Genomic DNA, 16,123 nt, shown 5'->3' on the forward strand with positions numbered 1-16,123 from the left:
ATCGTTCTCACCGCACCGAAAGGATCAGGACCATGGGCTACATCACCGTCGGAAACGAGAACAGCACACCGATCGAGCTCTACTACGAAGACCAGGGTTCGGGCCAGCCCGTCGTCCTGATCCACGGGTACCCGCTGAACGGCCACAGCTGGGAGCGCCAGACGCGCGAGCTCCTCGCACAGGGCTACCGGGTCATCACCTACGACCGCCGCGGCTTCGGTCAGTCCTCGAAGGTCGGCACCGGATACGACTATGACACCTTCGCCGCCGACCTCAACACGGTGCTCGAGACCCTCGACCTGCGCGACGTCGTGCTCGTCGGCTTCTCGATGGGCACCGGCGAACTCGCCCGCTACGTCGGCACCTACGGCCACGACCGGGTCGCCAAGCTCGCCTTCCTCGCCTCGCTCGAGCCGTTCCTCGTGCAGCGCGACGACAACCCCGAAGGCGTGCCGCAGGATGTCTTCGACGGCATCGAGGCCGCAGCCAAGGGCGACCGCTACGCCTGGTTCACCGACTTCTACAAGAACTTCTACAACCTCGACGAGAACCTCGGCACCCGCATCAGCCAGCAGGTGGTCGACGCGAACTGGAACCTCTCGGTCACGAGCGCCCCGGTAGCCGCGTACGCGGTCGTGCCGAGCTGGATCGAGGACTTCCGCAGCGACGTCGACGCGGTTCGCGACGCCGGCAAGCCCACCCTCATCCTGCACGGCACGAAGGACAACATCCTGCCGATCGACGCCACGGCCCGGCGGTTCCACCAGGCCGTTCCCGCGGCGACGTACGTCGAGGTCGAGGGCGCGCCGCACGGTCTGCTCTGGACGCACGCCGACGAGGTCAACGCCGCGCTGAAGGACTTCCTCAGCAACTAGTCACCGCCGTAAACAGGACGACCGCTCCGCATCAGGACTGGATCACGCAGATCCTCCTGATCCGGGGCGGTCGTCCTGTTCTGGGACTGCCGGCGTCCGGGGCTGTCGTCCTGATCCGGCGCGGTCGTCCTGTTCTGGGGCGGGCGGCGGACGGGGCTGTCGTCCTGTTCCGGGCTGTCGGCAACGGCGGATGCTGCGCGCGGCGCCCCTACGGACCGATCTCGTGCGACAGGATGGGGCGATGAGCCGCCGCACTCGTCTGACAGCATCCGCACTCGCCCTCATCGCCGCCGTGATGCTGACGGGATGCAGCTTCTCATCGCCGAACCTCGCGGTCCTCGAGACCGAGCGGGAGGCCGAGGACGAGCTGCCGCCGCTCGAAGCCGACTCGTACGACCCGGTCGACACGGCGACGAGCCGCTACGTCGGCGAGCACGACGGCGTCTCCCTGTGGGTCGCGAAGGGCACCGAATCCCCGGCCTGTCTCATCGCGATCGCCGACCCGGACGAGGAATGGGGCATCGCGTGCGGGGGCCTGCCGACCCGGCTCAGCAGCTTCGGTCACACGTTCGAGCTCACCCCGGACGGCTCGCCTGCTCCCGAGGGCATGACGCGGGTCTCCGAGAACGTGTACGCCGAGTAGCCTCGGCGTCGGCTGACCCTCGCGCTCCGAAGGAGATCTCGCGCTCCGAAGGACCGCATCCGGCATCCGCTCCTTCGACACGAGAGATCTCCTTCGATCCGAGAGCCCTCCTTCGATCCGAGCGCCGAAGCGGGCGGGTTCAGCCGCGCATCGCGACGCCGCGCCGCCAGTAGCCCATGAAGGCGACCTGCGAGCGGTCGATGCCGAGGTCCTTGACCAGGTGACGACGCAGCGTCGTGACGACGCCGCTCTCCCCCGCGATCCAGAAGTAGCGCTCGGCGGGAGCATCCGCCGCCGCGATCTCCTCCCCCAGGCCGGAGTAGTCCGGCGTCTCCCAGAGCAGGTCCTCGGTGTCGATGTCCTTCACGTCGATCTCGTCCGCAGCATCGGCATCGCCGAGGTACTCGAGCACGGCCGGGATCAGGCGCACGCCGTGCGGCTCGCCGACATCACGCGGCAGCCAGTGCACCTCGACCCCGGCAGGCACGTCGATGCGCAGGATGTCGGCGGGCGATGGCACCTCGATGAATGCGCAGCCCCGCAGGTCGCTCGGGGCGTCTTCGAGGATGCGCGCGATGGCGGGAGCGGCAGTCTCGTCACCGGCGAGCAGCACGGATGACGCGGTGCCAGGCTCGTACTCGGCGCCGCCGTGCGCGGCGGCCGGAACCCCGCGCCGGGGTCCGACGATGAACAGCTCCTGTCCGACGGCGGCCGCATCCGCCCAGCGCGAGGCCGGGCCGGAAAGCCCCGGGGCCAGGTGCAGCACGAAGTCGACATCCAGTTCCGTGCCCGCCTCGGTCACCCGCAGGTCGCGCACCGAGTAGGTGCGCATCGATCCGCGATCCTCCTCCGGCACGGCGAGATACGACCCCCACCAGTCCCCGGTCTCGCGATCGAGGGTGGGAAGGATGCCGGATGCCGGCGGGAAGACGATCTTGATGCGCGAGTCGAAGACGTCGCCCGGCGTGCCGAACTCGAACAGCTCGTCGCCGCCGAGTGTGACCCGCACGAAGTTCGGCGAGACACGGTCGACCGCGCGCACCTCGGCGCGTGCCAGCACGTAGGTCGGGCGTTCGGTGGTGGTCTCAGCGGACATGATGCCTTCCGATCGGGGTGACCATCGGCTTCCCGGAGACCGGGTCGATGGTGATCTGGTTCGCGAGGTCGAAGACCTCTTCGACGAGCTGGGCGGTCACGACATCCTGCGGAGCGCCGGTGGCGTGCACCCTGCCCTCCTTCATCGCGACGAGCTCGTCGGAGTACCGCGCGGCGAGGTTGAGGTCGTGCAGCACCATCACGATGGTGGTGCCGCGCGAGACGCTCAGGTCGGTGAGCAGGTCGAGGACCTCGACCTGGTGGGCGACGTCGAGGAACGTCGTCGGCTCGTCCAGCAGCAGGATGTCGGTCTCCTGCGCGAGTGCCATCGCGATCCACACGCGCTGACGCTGGCCACCCGAGAGCTCGTCGACGCTGCGGTCGGCGAGGTCGGTGGTGCCGGTGGCGGCGAGAGCATCCGCCACGACCTCGTAGTCGTGGGCACTCCACCGCGCGAGCATCTTCTGATGCGGATGCCGGCCGCGGCCGACGAGGTCGGCGACGGCGATCCCCTCGGGGGCGACGGGCGACTGCGGAAGCAGCCCCAGGATGCGTGCGACCTCCTTGGTGGGGCGCGCGTGCACCGACTTGCCGTCGAGCACGATCTGCCCGGCGGTCGGGGAGAGCAGACGGGCGAGCGAGCGCAGCAGGGTCGACTTGCCGCATCCGTTCGCGCCGACGATCGTCGTGATCTTGCCGGGGGCGATCGCGAGGTCGAGACCCTCGATGATCGTGCGGTCGCCGTAGGCGAGGGTGACGGCCTCCGCCGTCAGGGTGTGCGCCTCGGTCACAGTGAGCCTCCCGAGCGGTTGGAGCGGACGAGCAGGTAGATGAGGTACGGGGCACCGAGCACACCGGTGATGACGCCCACCGGGTAGCGCTCGCCGAACGCGAACTGACCGAGCAGATCGCTGCCCAGCACCAGCACCGCACCCACGAAGGCGCTCGGCAGCAGCAGGTTCGCGCCGGGTCCGGTGATGCGCGCGGCGATGGGCCCCGCCATGAAGGCCACGAACGCGATGGGTCCGGTCGCGGCCGTCGCGAACGCGAGCATCGCCACAGCGCCCAGGATGAACAGCAGCCGGGTGACGTTCACGCGCACTCCGAGACCGGATGCCGAGTCGTCGCCGAGCTGCAGCGCGCCCAGCGCCCTGCCCTGCGAGAACATCAGCGGGAGGATGATGACGGCGGCGATCGCGAGGGGCACCACCCGCTCCCAGGATGCGTTGTTGAGGCTGCCCGTGAGCCACTGCATCGCGGTCTGGATGTCCCAGCTCGCCGCGCGCGAGAGCACGTACGAGATCACGCTCTGCAGCATCGCCGCCACCCCGATGCCGATCAGGATGAGCCGGGTCCCGGCGAAGCCGTTCTTGAGGGACAGCAGGTAGATGACGCCGGCGGTGAGGATGGCGCCGCCCAGCGCGAACAGCGAGACCAGCGGGCCGTTCAGGGAGAGGACGACGATGGCGAGGACCGCGGCGGCGCCGGCCCCGTTGGAGATGCCGATGATGTCGGGGGATGCGAGCGGGTTGCGCAGGAGCGTCTGGAACGAGACGCCCGCGATGCCGAACGCGATGCCCGACAGGACCGCGAGCACGGCACGGGGCAGCCGCAGCTCGCCCACCGTGAACGATGCGCCAGGCACCGTCTGGCCGAGGATGACACGGACGACCTCGTCGAGCGGATAGAACGTGTTGCCGATCATCAGCGCCACCGCGAACAGGGCGACGAGCAGGATGCCGAGCACGATGGTCGCGACGGCGTGGCGGCGGTGACGCGCACGGCGACCGGCCACGATCGCGGCGATCCCGTCGGGCGCGCGATCCGGCGCCGCCGGGGTCGGCGATGCGGACGTCGGATGCATGGTGGTCACAGTTCACGCACCTTCTGTCGGCGGACGATCCAGATGAAGAACGGGGCGCCGATGATCGCGGTGATGATGCCGACCTGGATCTCCTCCGAGGTGGGGGCGATCACCCGTCCGATGACGTCGCTCGCGAGCAGGAGCGCGGCCCCGGCCATGGCCGAGAACGGCAGCAGCCACCGGTGGTCGGTGCCGATCAGCATCCGGCAGACGTGCGGGATGACGAGTCCGACGAAGCCGATGGGTCCGGCGATGGCGGTCGCGGCCCCAGCGAGGATCACCGCACCGAGCGCCGACATCAGCCGGGTGCGGAAGACGTGCTCCCCCAGACCCTTGGCCATGTCGTCGCCGAGGGCGAGGGAGTTCATGCCGCGGGCGCTCAGGAAGCAGATGAGCGCACCGAGCGCGAGCACCGGGGCGGTGATCGCGATACGCGGCCATTCGGCCCCGCCGACGCCGCCGATCTGCCACGACTGGAAGGCCTGCAGCAGGTCGACGCGGGGGAGCATGATCGCGCTGATCAATGAGGCGAATGCGGCGGAGGTCGCGGCTCCGGCGAGGGCGAGCTTGAGCGGCGTCGCGCCGCCGCGTCCGAGCGAGCCGACCGTGTAGACGAAGGTGGCGGCGATCGCCGCGCCGACGATCGCGAGGGTCATCTGGCTGTACGGGTCGCTGAGTCCGACGAAGGCGAGGCCGATGACGACGGCGAGCGATGCGCCGTTCGAGACACCGAGGATGCCGGGGTCGGCGATCGGGTTGCGGGTCACCGCCTGCATCGTCGCGCCGGAGAGCGCGAGGGCTGCACCCACGAGAATCGCGAGCAGTGTGCGCGGCAGGCGCTTCACGATGGCCGCCTGCGCGAGTGTGTCATCCTGCCCCGCGAGGGCAGCGAAGATGTCGTCGATGCTCACCGCGCGCACGCCGAAGCAGATCGACAGGATGCAGAGTCCGAGGAGCACGCCGAGTCCGACGAGCAGCCAGAGGGTGCGCGCCCACGCCGGGCGCCGCAGGTCTGCGGTGCCCGGCGTGGGGATGGTGACAGCGGTCACGAGGACTCAGTGCGCGAGGGTGACGCTGACGGTCACTTCGCGGCGAGCGGTGCCGCCAGCAGGCCGAGGTAGTCGGACAGGCCCCACTGGATCGACAGCGGCGACGGGTTCGCCGAAGCGGCGATCGGCGTGGAGTCGGGAAGGATCACGATGTTGCCCTCGGCGATCGCGGGGATCTTCGACAGCAGCGGATCGGCCTGCATGGTGGCGATGAGCGACTCGTCGCCGTAGGTCACGAAGACGTCGACGTCGTCGAACGTATCGGCCTCTTCCGCGCTGACAGAGAGGTAGAACTCCTGGCTGTCGGCGTTCTCCTCGACGATCGAGGGCAACGGCAGCCCGAGGTCATCGTGCAGGTAGCCGGGGCGCGTGTCGATCGCGGTGTAGTAGCCGACCTGGCTGAGGTCGCTCGGGTCGACGTAGGCGAACAGGACCTTCTTGTCCTTGAGCGCGCTGTTCTCCTCGAGCGCGGCTTCGGCGTCGGCGTGCAGATCTTCGATGAGGGCGTCGCCCTCCTCCTCGAGTCCGAGCGCCTTGGAGTTCATCTCGATCATGTCGTCGACGGGGGTGCCCCACTTGACCTCGGGGTAGGCGACGACCGGAGCGATCTTCGAGAGCTGGTCGTACTCCTCCTGCGACAGGCCGGAGTATGCCGCCAGGATGACATCCGGGCGGGTATCGGCGACGGCCTCGTAGTCGATCCCGTCGGACTCGTCGAACAGCACCGGCTCGTCGCCGCCCAGCTCGTCGAGCTTCTCCTCGACCCAGGGCAGGATGCCGTTGTCATCGTCGTCGCCCCAGGTGGCCTTGCTCATGCCGACGGGCACGATGCCCAGTGCCAGCGGCACCTCGTGGTTGGCCCACGCGATGGTCGCGACGCGCTCGGGCTTCTCCTCGATCGTGGTCTCGCCGTACGCGTGCTCGATCGTGACGGGGAACGCGCTGTCGTCGGCCGGGTTGCCCCCGGCAGAGTCGGAGTCGGAGCCGGTCGACGGAGTCGCGCAGGCGGTGAGGCCGACGGCGAGGGCCGCGGCGACGCCGACGGCGAGAAGACGAGAAGTGCGCACAGGCGTTCCCTTCGGGTTGGGATGGGGGTGCGGCGCAGAGAGCGCCCGGCTTTGGTAAGCCTGCCCTAATCTAACAGAAAGTTAGGCGAGCCTCATCTCGGGAGTGCCCGAGCGAGCGGCATGATCGTCCCTCGTGCGGGGCCAGTTGTGCACCGCATCCACCTCGTTCGGCTGCCGTACTGACCCCGCCCGGCATCCCGGCCCGGCATCCCTCGCCTTGCCCCTCCCCGCGCCCCCGCCCGCGGCCCGCCCCGCGGCCCGCCGCCCGCCCCGCGATGCGGGGCCAGTTGCGCACCGCAAACGCCACGTTCCGATGCACAATCGACCCCGCATGGCATCCCCGCCCGGCATCCCCGCACGCCATCCCGCACGGCATCCCCGCCCGCCCCGCGATGCGGGGCCAGTTACACACCGCAAACGCCGCGTTCCGATGCACAATCGACCCCGCACGCCATCCCGTGCAGCCGGCAGTCGCCCCGGGCATACAGAAAGCCGGCCGGATCCGTGAGGATCCGACCGGCTTCAGGAAGTCAGCGCGCGCTCAGAGAGCGCGGATGTTCGCCGCCTGCATGCCCTTGGGGCCACGCTCAGCGTCGAATTCGACCTTCTGGTTCTCGCGGAGCTCCTTGAAACCGGAGCCGGCGATTGCCGAGTAGTGGGCGAAAAGGTCGTCCGTGCCGTCATCGGGAGCGATGAAGCCGAAGCCCTTTTCCGCGTTGAACCATTTCACAGTGCCAGTGGCCATGTGTTTTCTACTTTCTGTTTTCAACGGCCGCTTGCGCGGCCTGCGCCGTGACGGAACGTCCGACACACGCGCCTGATCAACGTACCACGGCAGGCTGACGTTGAGCCGTGAACGGTGGATTCTGCTGCAGAACAGCTGCTTCGGTGCGCGTGCTGACCCCGAGTTTGCGCAGCACGGCGGACACATGCACGCTCACCGTCTTGACGCTGATGAACAGTCGCTCACCGATCTGGCGGTTGCTCAAACCCTCGGAGATCAACTCGAGGACCTGCCTCTCGCGCGCTGTCAGGGACTCGACCTCGGCCGATCCGCCCGCGTCCGATCCGGCAGACGCAGTCGCCAGTCCCGCCGCCGCTGCGAACGCACCGACAATCCTCTGCAGCGGCACGTGTCCGAGTCGCGCGGTCTCGCTCAGAGCATCCTCGAGCAAGGATGCCGCCTCGGCACGTTCCCCCTCGTGGACCAGCAGTCGGGCGAGCTCGAGCCGGACCACCACGCGGAAGATGACGGGCACGTCGTCGCCGTCGACGAGAGCGAGCGCGCCGCGCAGCGTGGGGATCGACCGCGACAGCAGAGCCTCGAGGATCGCCTCCCACGAACCGCCCCGCAGCTGTTCGGGCTGCGACAGCCAGGCTCGACGCACCACCTCCGCCGCGGCATCGACGTCAGCGCCGGAGGCACGAAGCTCGGCGATCATCCATCCGCCTTCGAGGAGCAGACGCCGCTGGTGCAGACAGACCGGACCTGCATCGTCGAGCATTCGCACGATCTCGTCGAGCGCCTCGGCGAGATCGCCCCGACTCTGCGCCACGGAGACGCGCATCATCACCTCGTCGTACCAGATCTGGCGCTCATCCGCGCTCGCCTCGACGAAGGCCGAATGCCACACGCTCAGATTCTCCGCCGCTTCGTCGTGCCGACCTCGCCAGGCGAGCACGCGCACCCTCGTCATGGTCGAATACAGGTGGAAGATGCGCAGAGTCCCCTGGGCGAGCTCGCGTTCGAGCATCCCCTCGACGCGTTCGATCTCACCGAGTTCGAGCAGCGGCACCGCCATGTTCTGGATGATCACGGCGCCGGTCGTGCGCTCGACCCCGAAGGCCCGCGCCCTCGCCATCCCCTCTTCGGCGACGGTCACCGCGTCTCGATAGCGGCCGAGCAGCCCGAGCAGGTCTGAGTAGTTGACCCGGTAGCGCAGCTCGGCGTTGGCGCTCTTCGCCAGACGGAGCGCGGCTTCGTACTCGCGATGGGCCTCGGCGAGATCTCCGAGCTGGGCCCGGGATCCGCCTCGCACGTTCGCGGCGATCGAGGCCTCGTCGTCGGAGCCGGCGCGCGCCGCCCGCGCCCCGGACTCGGTCGCCAGCACGATGGCCTCCTCGAACCGCCCGGCGACCATGTACCGACTGCCGAGCTGATTCTGGATGGACGCACGCAGGCGGTCGTCGTCGACGCGACCCTCGAGGATCGCCAGGGACTCCTGGAGCAGCGGGATCGCACCGCGCCGCGCGAGGTTCATCGTGTAGTACGCCTTGTCGCGCAGCAGTCGCGCGTGCATGCGCGGATCGACGGCAGCCGGATCGAGCTCCTCGAGCGCGAGGTTCACCACGGAGAGCGCCCGCTCCCCGTCGCCTCCGTTGCGCAGCACAGACCCAAGGGCGCGGAGCATCTCGAGACGCTCGATCCCAGCGACGCTCTCGGCATCCGGCACCTGGATCCACAGGTCGAGGGCGAGCTCGCCGAAACGCGCGGCACTCGCGAAGGCGAAACGGGACTTCGCATCGAGCATCGCGGCGACGGCCGCGGCGAGCGCGCGACGGTCGTCTTGCGCGAGCTGCCAGTGGTACGCGAGAGCGGCCGGGTCTGCGACCTCCGTATCGCCGCCGTCGTCGTCCAGCGCCTCCGCGTAGGCCCTGTGCAGGCGCGCCCTCTCGCCGGGAAGGAGGTCGTCGTGCACGGCTTCGCGCAGCAGCGCGTGCCGGAAACGGTAGTCGTCGTCGACCACGACGAGGATGCCGCTGAGCGTCGCCTCGCGGATCGCCTCGTCCAGTCGGACCTCCGGCAGGCCGGCGAGCCGTGTGACCAGGGGATGCGTCAGCGGGCGCTCGGCCCCGGAGACGACCTGCACGACCCGCCTCGCGTCGTCGCCGAGTCGGTCGAATCGCGCCAGCAGGAGGTCGCGCAGCGACCCGGGCAGCGGGCCGGCGGAGCATCCGGCGATCTCCTCGACGAAGAACGGGACGCCCTCGGCGCGCTCGTGGATGCGCTCGAGCGCCGCGTCGGTGACCGGCTGCCCGGTGATCGACTCGACGAGACGGCGCACCGCCACGGTCTCGAGGCGTTCGACCGTGACGCGTTCGAGCAGGCGAGCACGAGTGGACTCGCCGATGAAGCGGCTCACCGCATCGCCGCGGCGCACATCATCGGAGCGGCAGGTGAGCAGGAGCAGGATGCGCCCGTGACCGAGGGTGCGCAGCAGGAAGGACAGCAACGCGAGAGTCGACTCGTCCGCCCAGTGCAGATCTTCGACCACGAGCACCTGCGGCGCATGCTCGGCCGCGGCCTCGATGAGCGAGGCGATCGCGTCGCGCAGGCGGTCGGGGCTCGTCTGCGACCGCTCCGTCGGATTGAGCTCGGGCAGGAGCATCCCCAGCGCCTCGACGCCGACGCCGATCTCGTCTCTCACGCGATCGGCGCCCATGGTCGCGACAATGGATCGCAGGATGCCGGTGAGCGGCCCGAACGGCGTGCGCGACGCCCCCAGGTCGAGGCACCAGCCGACATGCACGTCCGCCCGCGCCGACACCTCTGAGCCGAACTCGCGCAGCAGCCGCGACTTGCCGATGCCGGCCTCTCCCTCGATCAGCGCGGCGACCGGCACGCCCTCGACCGCGCGGCCGAAGAGCTCGCGGACGATCGCGAGTTCGGCGTCACGGCCGACCATCGCGGCGCTGGGAGCGGACGGGGGCATGGATTCATCGTGCCACCGACCACCGACATCCGGGGTGGTCGTCGCGTCTGCCCGGAGCGGAGCGAAGATCACCGGGCGGGCGCCGCTTCGCACCGTGCGGGCACGCGGCGGTCTGCCACGGCATCCGGCAGCGCACTGCCCGACGCGGACGGACTGCGTGATGTGGACGCGCTGCGCGACGCGGACGCACTGCGCGACGCGGACGCACTGCGCGATGCGGAGCCAGCGCGGTCGCCGGTGCGGCCGAGCATCCGGTCGACCAGCCGCCGCATCGGACCGGCGGCGCGCGGGACGATCTGATCGGCATGCTCGATCAGGAACCGCCGCCGTTCCGCGGCCTGTGCGACCTGCTCCTGCTCGAATCCGGTGACCCTGTAGGCGAGGTACGGGTGCTCGTACATGACATCTCCTCGGTGTGTGATGTCCTCAGACTCCGCTCTGAGGCACCCCGTCGACATCGGGAGGATGTCCTATCTTCCGCATCCCCGCACCCTAGAAGGCGCGCCGTGCACGCAACGAGGCCCGGGCGGTGATGGGGGCATCACCGCCCGGACCCCGGGTCTGTGGTCGAGAGGTCAGGCGTCGACGTCGCCGCGCCAGGCACCGGTCTCGGTGCCCCGCTTCTCGATGAACTCCTTGAAGTTCTGCAGGTCCTTCTTCACTGCGTGCGATCCCGCACCCACGAGGGAGCCGACCTTCTCGAGCAGCCCCTCGGGCTCCCAGTCGATCTGCACGGTCACTCGCGTGGTGAGGTCCTCCAACTTGTGGAAGGTCACGACGCCCGCGTGCTCGGTCTCGCCGCCGATGCTGTTCCACGCGACGCGCTCGTCGGGGTGCTGCTCGGTGATCTCCGCGTCGAACTCGCGCGTGGCACCACCCACGTTGACCTTCCAGCGCGTGTGGGTGTCGTCGAGCTGGACGATGGACTCCACCTCGTCGAGGAACTGCGGGAAGCTCTCGAACTGGGTCCACTGGTTGTAGGCGATGTCGATGGGAACGTGTACGTCGATGGTCTCGATGATCTGCACCATGGGATGCTCCTCACTTGTGTCGTCGTTCGTGTGGTCCCATTCAGCGGCAGTCGGCGCGTCTTCGCGACGGGGTTGACATCTCGGCGGACGACAGTCGCTAGCCGAGTAGCGTGGGACTCATGCGCATCCACGCCGCGATCCGCGCCTCGAAGCGCGCACCCCTGCTGCAGGTGGTGAAATCCGCGGCCGCGACGATCGCGGCCTGGATGCTGGCCGGCTGGATCGTGCCGGGACAGCTGCCCGTGTTCGCGGCGATCGCCGCGCTGCTCGTGGTGCAGCCGAGTGTGAACCAGTCGCTGTCCAAGGCGCTCGAACGCAGCATCGGCGTGATCGTCGGGGTCGTCATCGCCGTGGCGCTCGGACTGCTGCTGGGTTCCCCGAGCTGGATCGTGCTGCTCGCCATCGTCGTGGCGATGCTGGTCGCCTGGGCACTCCGTGCGACGCCGGGCACCGGCAACCAGGTCGCGATCTCGGCGATGCTCGTGCTGGCTCTGGGGTCCACCCCCGACTATGCGCTGGCCCGCATCGGCGAGACCCTGATCGGGGTGGTGATCGGCATAGTCGTCAACGCGCTGATCGTGCCGCCGGTGCTCGTCGCTCCCGCGCGACGCGACCTCGGACTCCTCGGCAGCGAGCTCGCGGCGAGCCTCGACCGACTGGCCGACGCCCTGCCCGATGCGCAGACGCCCGCCCAGCTGCAGGAGCTCCTGCTCGAGGCGCGTCTGCTGCGTCCGATGAAGGATGCCGCTGAGGCGTCGATCGCGGCCGGCGAGGAGTCGCTCACCCTGAATCCGCGCCGCTCGACGCACCGCGCGGAGCTCACCGAGATGCGCGCCCTGCTCGAGCGGCTGTCGCCGATCGTGACGCAGACCATCGGCATGACGAGGGCGTACTTCGACCACTACGACGACTCGATCGGCGACGAACCGGCCGTGGCGGCGATCGCCGAGCAGCTGCGACGAGCTGGCCACGACGTGCGTCTGGCGGTGCAGATCGCCGACGTTTCGCCGGAGCCAGAGGCCCTGACCTCGGCGATCCCCGCCCTCACGGCGCCCCTCGTGATCCGCCCGCCGTCATCGGCGCACTGGATCCTGATCGGATCGCTGATGGAGGACTTGCGGCGCATCCGCGGCGTGCTCGTCGAGGAGGAGTGACCCGCGGCGCGGCTCCACAACTCCGGAGATCCGGGCGGTTTCAGCCCGATCGGCGCGATATCAGCCGATCCGACGCGGTTCTTTTGGAGTTCTGGAGCCACCCGGTGGGACTCCACAACGGCGGCGGCGGCGCGTCGCGTTCGCAACTCAGCACGTATGTCGGCTTCCGGGCCGTTGCGGTGCGATTCTCCGCCGCGCGGCGAGGCTCATGCTGAGATGTGAACGCGGAGGCGCCGAGAGCGCGGAGGCGCCGAGAGCGCGGTGCCGCCCGCCGGTCAGTCCTGCTCGGGGTCGTCGGCGAGCACGTCGCCGCCGTCGTCCGAAGCCGGATCGGACGGGACGACCGTCGGCGGCTCGCCCTTGTTGTCCTCCGTGCCGAGGTTGTCGTTCTCCTCAGCCCCGGGGGACGGCTCGCTGCTGATGTCGTTCCGGTCGGTGCTGATGCCGTCGTTGTCGTGGCTCATGACGTTCCCTTCCTCGGCGTGCTTTCGTTCGTGAGCGACGTTACGGCCGGATCCGCACGCCCGCGCGGGCCTTGACAAGCCCCTGAGGCCTACTCTGGGTGCATGTCCGAGACGACCGTCGCCGAAGCCCTGTCCGAGCTCGCCGCGCTCGAGGATCCGAAGATGCGCGCCGCGAACGAGAAGCGCGGCGACGACCACGGCATCAACCTCAGCAGGATGCGCGCCCTCGCGAAGCGCATCAAGACCGATCAGCCGCTCGCGAAGGAGCTCTGGAGAACCGGCGACACCGCTGCCCGTCTGCTGGCGTTGCTCATCTGCACGCCGCGCGCCTTCACGGCCGACGAGCTCGACGGGATGCTGCGCGAGACCGACCCGCCCAAGGTCAACGACTGGTTCGTCAACTACGTCGCGAAGAAGACGCCTCTCGCCGAGGAGCTGCGCCTGCGCTGGTTCGACGACCCCGATCCGACGGTCGCCGCCGCCGCGTGGTCGCTCACGACGGTGCGCGTCGCCAAGGACCCCGTGGGGCTCGACCTCCCGCACTTGCTCGACCTGATCGAGCGCGACCTCCGCGATGCCCCCGGCCGATTGCAGTGGTCGATGAACGAGACCCTCGCGAACATCGGCATCTTCCACCCGCCCCTGCGGCCCCGCGCCCTCGAGATCGGCGAGCGCCTGCAGGTGCTCGCCGACTACCCGACGGCGCCCGGCTGCACCTCGCCGTTCGCCCCGGCGTGGATCGGCGAGATCGTACGGCGCCGCGAGGGCTGAGCGACGGCATCCGCGCGCCCAGCCCTCCCGAACGTCAACGTCAACGTCAGGGGGTGTCGCCCACCGCGTGCGGACGTGGCAGCGCCAGCATCGTGCCGGTGTCGGTGAACTCCTGCTGGATCTCATCGTTGTGCTTGTAGGTGACGAGGCTCACCACGACCGCGGCGATGAAAGCGAGGACGAACGCGGGAAGCAGCTCGTAGAGCTCGGTGTTCAGCGCCTTCCAGATGAACACCGTCGCAGCGCCGACGAACATGCCGGCCAGTGCGCCCCAGTTGGTGAGCTTGCGCCAGAACAGGCTCAGCAGGATGATCGGCCCGAATGCGGCGCCGAACCCTGCCCAGGCGAAGGAGACCAGGCCGAGGATCGAGTCGTTCGGCGTGATCGCGAGCAGGATGGCGATGATCGCGACGACCAGCACCGCCATGCGTCCCATCAGCACCAGGCGCTTGTCCGACGGCGGCGTCTTGCGCACCACCTTGTAGAGGTCCTCGACCAGCGCCGACGAGCAGACCACCAGCTGGCTGGACACCGTGCTCATGATCGCCGCCAGCACCGCGGCGAGCACGAGGCCTGCGACGAACGGATGCAGCAGCGTCTGCGACATCAGCAGCACCACCGTCTCGGGGTTGTCGAGGGTGATCCCGCGCTGCGCCATGTAGGCGATGCCGACGAGACCCGAGACCACTGCTCCGCCCATGGAGAGGACCATCCAGGAGATCCCGATCCGGCGGGCGCTCTTGGCCTCCTGCGGCGAGCGCAACGCCATGAACCGCACGATGATGTGCGGCTGCCCGAAGTACCCGAGGCCCCAGGCGAGGGCCGAGACGATGGCGAGGAAGGTGCCGCCGGTGACGGCACCGCCGCCGAGCAGCGACAGGAAGCCCTCTCCGCCGTTCTCCGTGATCAGCGTCGACGTCGTCTCGAGGCCACCGATCGCGATGATCGCGGCGACGGGCACGACGATCAGCGCGATCACCATCATCAGCCCCTGCACGACGTCGGTGAGGGAGGCTCCGAGGAATCCGCCGAACAGCGTGTACAGCAGCGTGATGCCGCCCACCAGCAGCATCCCGAACAGGTAGTCGCCGTTGAAGGAGCTCTCGAAGAAGACGCCGGCGGCGACCATGCCCGACGAGATGTAAAGGGTGAAGAAGACCAGGATGATGAGCCCCGAGACGATGCGCAGCGACCGGCTCGTGTCGCGCAGTCGGTTCTCGAAGTAGCTCGGGATCGTGATCGAGTTGCGCGACACCTCGGTGTAGGCACGCAGGCGCGGAGCGACCAGCAGCCAGTTGAGGTACGCGCCGATCGTCAGACCGATCGCGATCCAGGCCTCGATGAGACCCGCGGCGTAGATGGCTCCTGGCAGGCCCATCACGAGCCAGCCGGACATGTCGGCGGCGCCGGCGCTGATGGCCGCCACCCACGACGGCAGGTTGCGTCCGCCGAGCATGTAGTCCTCGTGGTCGGACGTGCGCTTGTACGCGAAGTACCCGATGAGCAGCATTCCGGCGAAGTACAAGGCGAGCGCCCCGTACAGGAAGATCTGGTCGGACATCATCGTCCCTCCTGAGCGGTGTCGATCACCCCTCTCGTGCTCCGATGATGCCAGGCGGATGCCGTCGCCGCAGGTGCCACGCACAGAGACACCGTCATACTGCTCGTTACGCTGAGCCCATGAGCACTCACATCGCCGCAGAGCCCGGTCGGATCGCCCCCGTCGTCCTGTTCCCCGGCGATCCGCTGCGCGCGAAGTGGATCGCTGAGACCTTCCTCGACGACGCGGAGTTGTACACCGATACCCGCGGGATGCTGGGCTTCACCGGCACCTGGGAGGGTCACCGCGTCTCGGTGCAGGGGTCGGGTATGGGTCAGCCGTCGATGGCGATCTACGCGACCGAGCTGTTCGAGGAGTACGACGTGCAGACCATCGTGCGCGTCGGCTCGTGCGGAGCGCTGACCGAGAGGCTGGCGGTGCGCGACATCATCATCGCGAACGGCGCGTGCACCGATTCCGGCATCAACCGGGTGCGATTCCACGGCCTCGACTATGCCCCGGTGGCGGACTTCGGGCTGCTCCGCGCCGCCGTCGAGGCGAGCGAGGCCGAGCCGCTGGACTCCGCGGTGCACGTCGGTCTGCTGTTCTCGAGCGACCAGTTCTACAGCACCCGCCCCGAGCTGACGGAGCCGTTCGTGCAGCACGGTGCGCTCGGCGTCGAGATGGAGACCAGCGGGCTCTACACGCTCGCCGCCTTCCACGGGCGTAGGGCGCTGAGTATCTGCACGGTGTCTGATCACATCGTCACGGGCGAGCAGACGACGGCGCAGGAGCGGGAGCAGACGTTCGGCGACATGATCCGCATCGCGCTGCGCGCCGCGACATCGGCCTGAGCC

At 69.1% G+C, this 16,123-nt stretch carries 16 protein-coding genes; 5 read left to right on the forward strand and 11 right to left on the reverse strand.

Features of this window, described 5'->3' with window-relative positions:
- Window positions 1–32 precede the first annotated feature (32 nt).
- Both BLW44_RS16705 and BLW44_RS16710 read left to right on the forward strand, forming a co-directional pair.
- Window positions 33–875, forward strand: a complete 843-nt coding sequence (locus tag BLW44_RS16705; protein WP_060928663.1) for an alpha/beta fold hydrolase — start codon at window positions 33–35, stop codon at window positions 873–875.
- 241 nt (window positions 876–1,116) lie between these two features.
- Complete coding sequence (locus BLW44_RS16710; protein WP_060928662.1) at window positions 1,117–1,518, forward strand: hypothetical protein; 402 nt, start codon at window positions 1,117–1,119, stop codon at window positions 1,516–1,518.
- A 139-nt stretch (window positions 1,519–1,657) separates the two neighbouring features.
- Here BLW44_RS16710 and BLW44_RS16715 read toward each other — a convergent pair whose 3' ends face one another.
- From BLW44_RS16715 to BLW44_RS16755, 9 genes are all read right to left on the reverse strand, one after another.
- Window positions 1,658–2,614 (reverse strand): siderophore-interacting protein, encoded by a 957-nt coding sequence (locus BLW44_RS16715; RefSeq protein WP_060928661.1) that lies wholly within the window; start codon window positions 2,612–2,614, stop codon window positions 1,658–1,660.
- Window positions 2,604–3,404, reverse strand: coding sequence for an ABC transporter ATP-binding protein (locus BLW44_RS16720; RefSeq protein ID WP_060928660.1), 801 nt, complete (start codon window positions 3,402–3,404; stop codon window positions 2,604–2,606). The genes BLW44_RS16715 and BLW44_RS16720 overlap by 11 nt, the downstream gene beginning before the upstream one ends.
- Window positions 3,401–4,477: a FecCD family ABC transporter permease gene (locus tag BLW44_RS16725; protein WP_060928667.1), complete on the reverse strand. Its 1,077-nt coding sequence runs from the start codon at window positions 4,475–4,477 to the stop codon at window positions 3,401–3,403. Before BLW44_RS16725 ends, BLW44_RS16720 begins: the two co-directional genes overlap by 4 nt.
- A 5-nt stretch (window positions 4,478–4,482) precedes the next feature.
- Window positions 4,483–5,526 carry a FecCD family ABC transporter permease gene (locus BLW44_RS16730; RefSeq protein WP_060928659.1) on the reverse strand — a complete coding sequence of 348 codons (1,044 nt, stop codon included), beginning with the start codon at window positions 5,524–5,526 and terminating at the stop codon, window positions 4,483–4,485.
- A gap of 32 nt (window positions 5,527–5,558) precedes the next feature.
- Entirely contained in the window at window positions 5,559–6,593 is a 1,035-nt protein-coding gene (locus BLW44_RS16735; RefSeq protein WP_060928658.1) for an iron-siderophore ABC transporter substrate-binding protein, read from the reverse strand.
- A gap of 541 nt (window positions 6,594–7,134) precedes the next feature.
- Entirely contained in the window at window positions 7,135–7,338 is a 204-nt protein-coding gene (locus BLW44_RS16740; RefSeq protein ID WP_056310329.1) for a cold-shock protein, read from the reverse strand.
- Between the two features lie 76 nt (window positions 7,339–7,414).
- A complete protein-coding gene (locus tag BLW44_RS16745) occupies window positions 7,415–10,306 on the reverse strand; it encodes a helix-turn-helix transcriptional regulator (RefSeq protein WP_139305305.1) in 2,892 nt (963 codons plus the stop codon).
- A gap of 68 nt (window positions 10,307–10,374) precedes the next feature.
- Window positions 10,375–10,707: a hypothetical protein gene (locus BLW44_RS16750; protein WP_060928016.1), complete on the reverse strand. Its 333-nt coding sequence runs from the start codon at window positions 10,705–10,707 to the stop codon at window positions 10,375–10,377.
- A 174-nt stretch (window positions 10,708–10,881) separates the two neighbouring features.
- Entirely contained in the window at window positions 10,882–11,337 is a 456-nt protein-coding gene (locus tag BLW44_RS16755; RefSeq protein WP_060928017.1) for an SRPBCC family protein, read from the reverse strand.
- Window positions 11,338–11,456: 119 nt separating this feature from the next.
- Here BLW44_RS16755 and BLW44_RS16760 point away from each other — a divergent pair, with 119 nt between their 5' ends.
- Window positions 11,457–12,491 carry an FUSC family protein gene (locus BLW44_RS16760; RefSeq protein ID WP_060928018.1) on the forward strand — a complete coding sequence of 345 codons (1,035 nt, stop codon included), beginning with the start codon at window positions 11,457–11,459 and terminating at the stop codon, window positions 12,489–12,491.
- 275 nt (window positions 12,492–12,766) lie between these two features.
- Here BLW44_RS16760 and BLW44_RS16765 read toward each other — a convergent pair whose 3' ends face one another.
- Complete coding sequence (locus tag BLW44_RS16765) at window positions 12,767–12,955, reverse strand: hypothetical protein (protein ID WP_060928019.1); 189 nt, start codon at window positions 12,953–12,955, stop codon at window positions 12,767–12,769.
- Window positions 12,956–13,057: 102 nt separating this feature from the next.
- Between BLW44_RS16765 and BLW44_RS16770 the strand changes: the two genes are divergently transcribed.
- Window positions 13,058–13,726, forward strand: coding sequence for a DNA alkylation repair protein (locus tag BLW44_RS16770; protein ID WP_060928020.1), 669 nt, complete (start codon window positions 13,058–13,060; stop codon window positions 13,724–13,726).
- 46 nt (window positions 13,727–13,772) lie between these two features.
- Here BLW44_RS16770 and putP read toward each other — a convergent pair whose 3' ends face one another.
- Complete coding sequence (gene putP / locus BLW44_RS16775; protein WP_060928040.1) at window positions 13,773–15,287, reverse strand: sodium/proline symporter PutP; 1,515 nt, start codon at window positions 15,285–15,287, stop codon at window positions 13,773–13,775.
- 119 nt (window positions 15,288–15,406) lie between these two features.
- On the opposite strand from putP, the gene deoD reads away from it, so the two are divergent.
- Complete coding sequence (gene deoD / locus BLW44_RS16780) at window positions 15,407–16,120, forward strand: purine-nucleoside phosphorylase (protein WP_060928021.1); 714 nt, start codon at window positions 15,407–15,409, stop codon at window positions 16,118–16,120.
- Window positions 16,121–16,123: the final 3 nt, after the last annotated feature.

It is taken from the genome of Microbacterium hydrocarbonoxydans, from assembly GCF_900105205.1.
GTDB classification, from domain to species: Bacteria; Actinomycetota; Actinomycetes; order Actinomycetales; family Microbacteriaceae; genus Microbacterium; species Microbacterium hydrocarbonoxydans.

What these genes read in the sequence shown, in the direction of transcription:
- BLW44_RS16705 (WP_060928663.1), top strand. Translation starts at nt 33, where the DNA reads ATGGGCTACATCACCGTCGGAAACGAGAACAGCACACCGATCGAGCTC.
- BLW44_RS16710 (WP_060928662.1), top strand. Translation starts at nt 1,117, where the DNA reads ATGAGCCGCCGCACTCGTCTGACAGCATCCGCACTCGCCCTCATCGCC.
- BLW44_RS16715 (WP_060928661.1), bottom strand. Translation starts at nt 2,614, where the DNA reads ATGTCCGCTGAGACCACCACCGAACGCCCGACCTACGTGCTGGCACGC.
- BLW44_RS16725 (WP_060928667.1), bottom strand. Translation starts at nt 4,477, where the DNA reads ATGCATCCGACGTCCGCATCGCCGACCCCGGCGGCGCCGGATCGCGCG.
- BLW44_RS16740 (WP_056310329.1), bottom strand. Translation starts at nt 7,338, where the DNA reads ATGGCCACTGGCACTGTGAAATGGTTCAACGCGGAAAAGGGCTTCGGC.
- BLW44_RS16745 (WP_139305305.1), bottom strand. Translation starts at nt 10,306, where the DNA reads ATGCCCCCGTCCGCTCCCAGCGCCGCGATGGTCGGCCGTGACGCCGAA.
- BLW44_RS16750 (WP_060928016.1), bottom strand. Translation starts at nt 10,707, where the DNA reads ATGTACGAGCACCCGTACCTCGCCTACAGGGTCACCGGATTCGAGCAG.
- BLW44_RS16755 (WP_060928017.1), bottom strand. Translation starts at nt 11,337, where the DNA reads ATGGTGCAGATCATCGAGACCATCGACGTACACGTTCCCATCGACATC.
- BLW44_RS16760 (WP_060928018.1), top strand. Translation starts at nt 11,457, where the DNA reads ATGCGCATCCACGCCGCGATCCGCGCCTCGAAGCGCGCACCCCTGCTG.
- BLW44_RS16765 (WP_060928019.1), bottom strand. Translation starts at nt 12,955, where the DNA reads ATGAGCCACGACAACGACGGCATCAGCACCGACCGGAACGACATCAGC.
- BLW44_RS16770 (WP_060928020.1), top strand. Translation starts at nt 13,058, where the DNA reads ATGTCCGAGACGACCGTCGCCGAAGCCCTGTCCGAGCTCGCCGCGCTC.
- putP (WP_060928040.1), bottom strand. Translation starts at nt 15,287, where the DNA reads ATGTCCGACCAGATCTTCCTGTACGGGGCGCTCGCCTTGTACTTCGCC.
- deoD (WP_060928021.1), top strand. Translation starts at nt 15,407, where the DNA reads ATGAGCACTCACATCGCCGCAGAGCCCGGTCGGATCGCCCCCGTCGTC.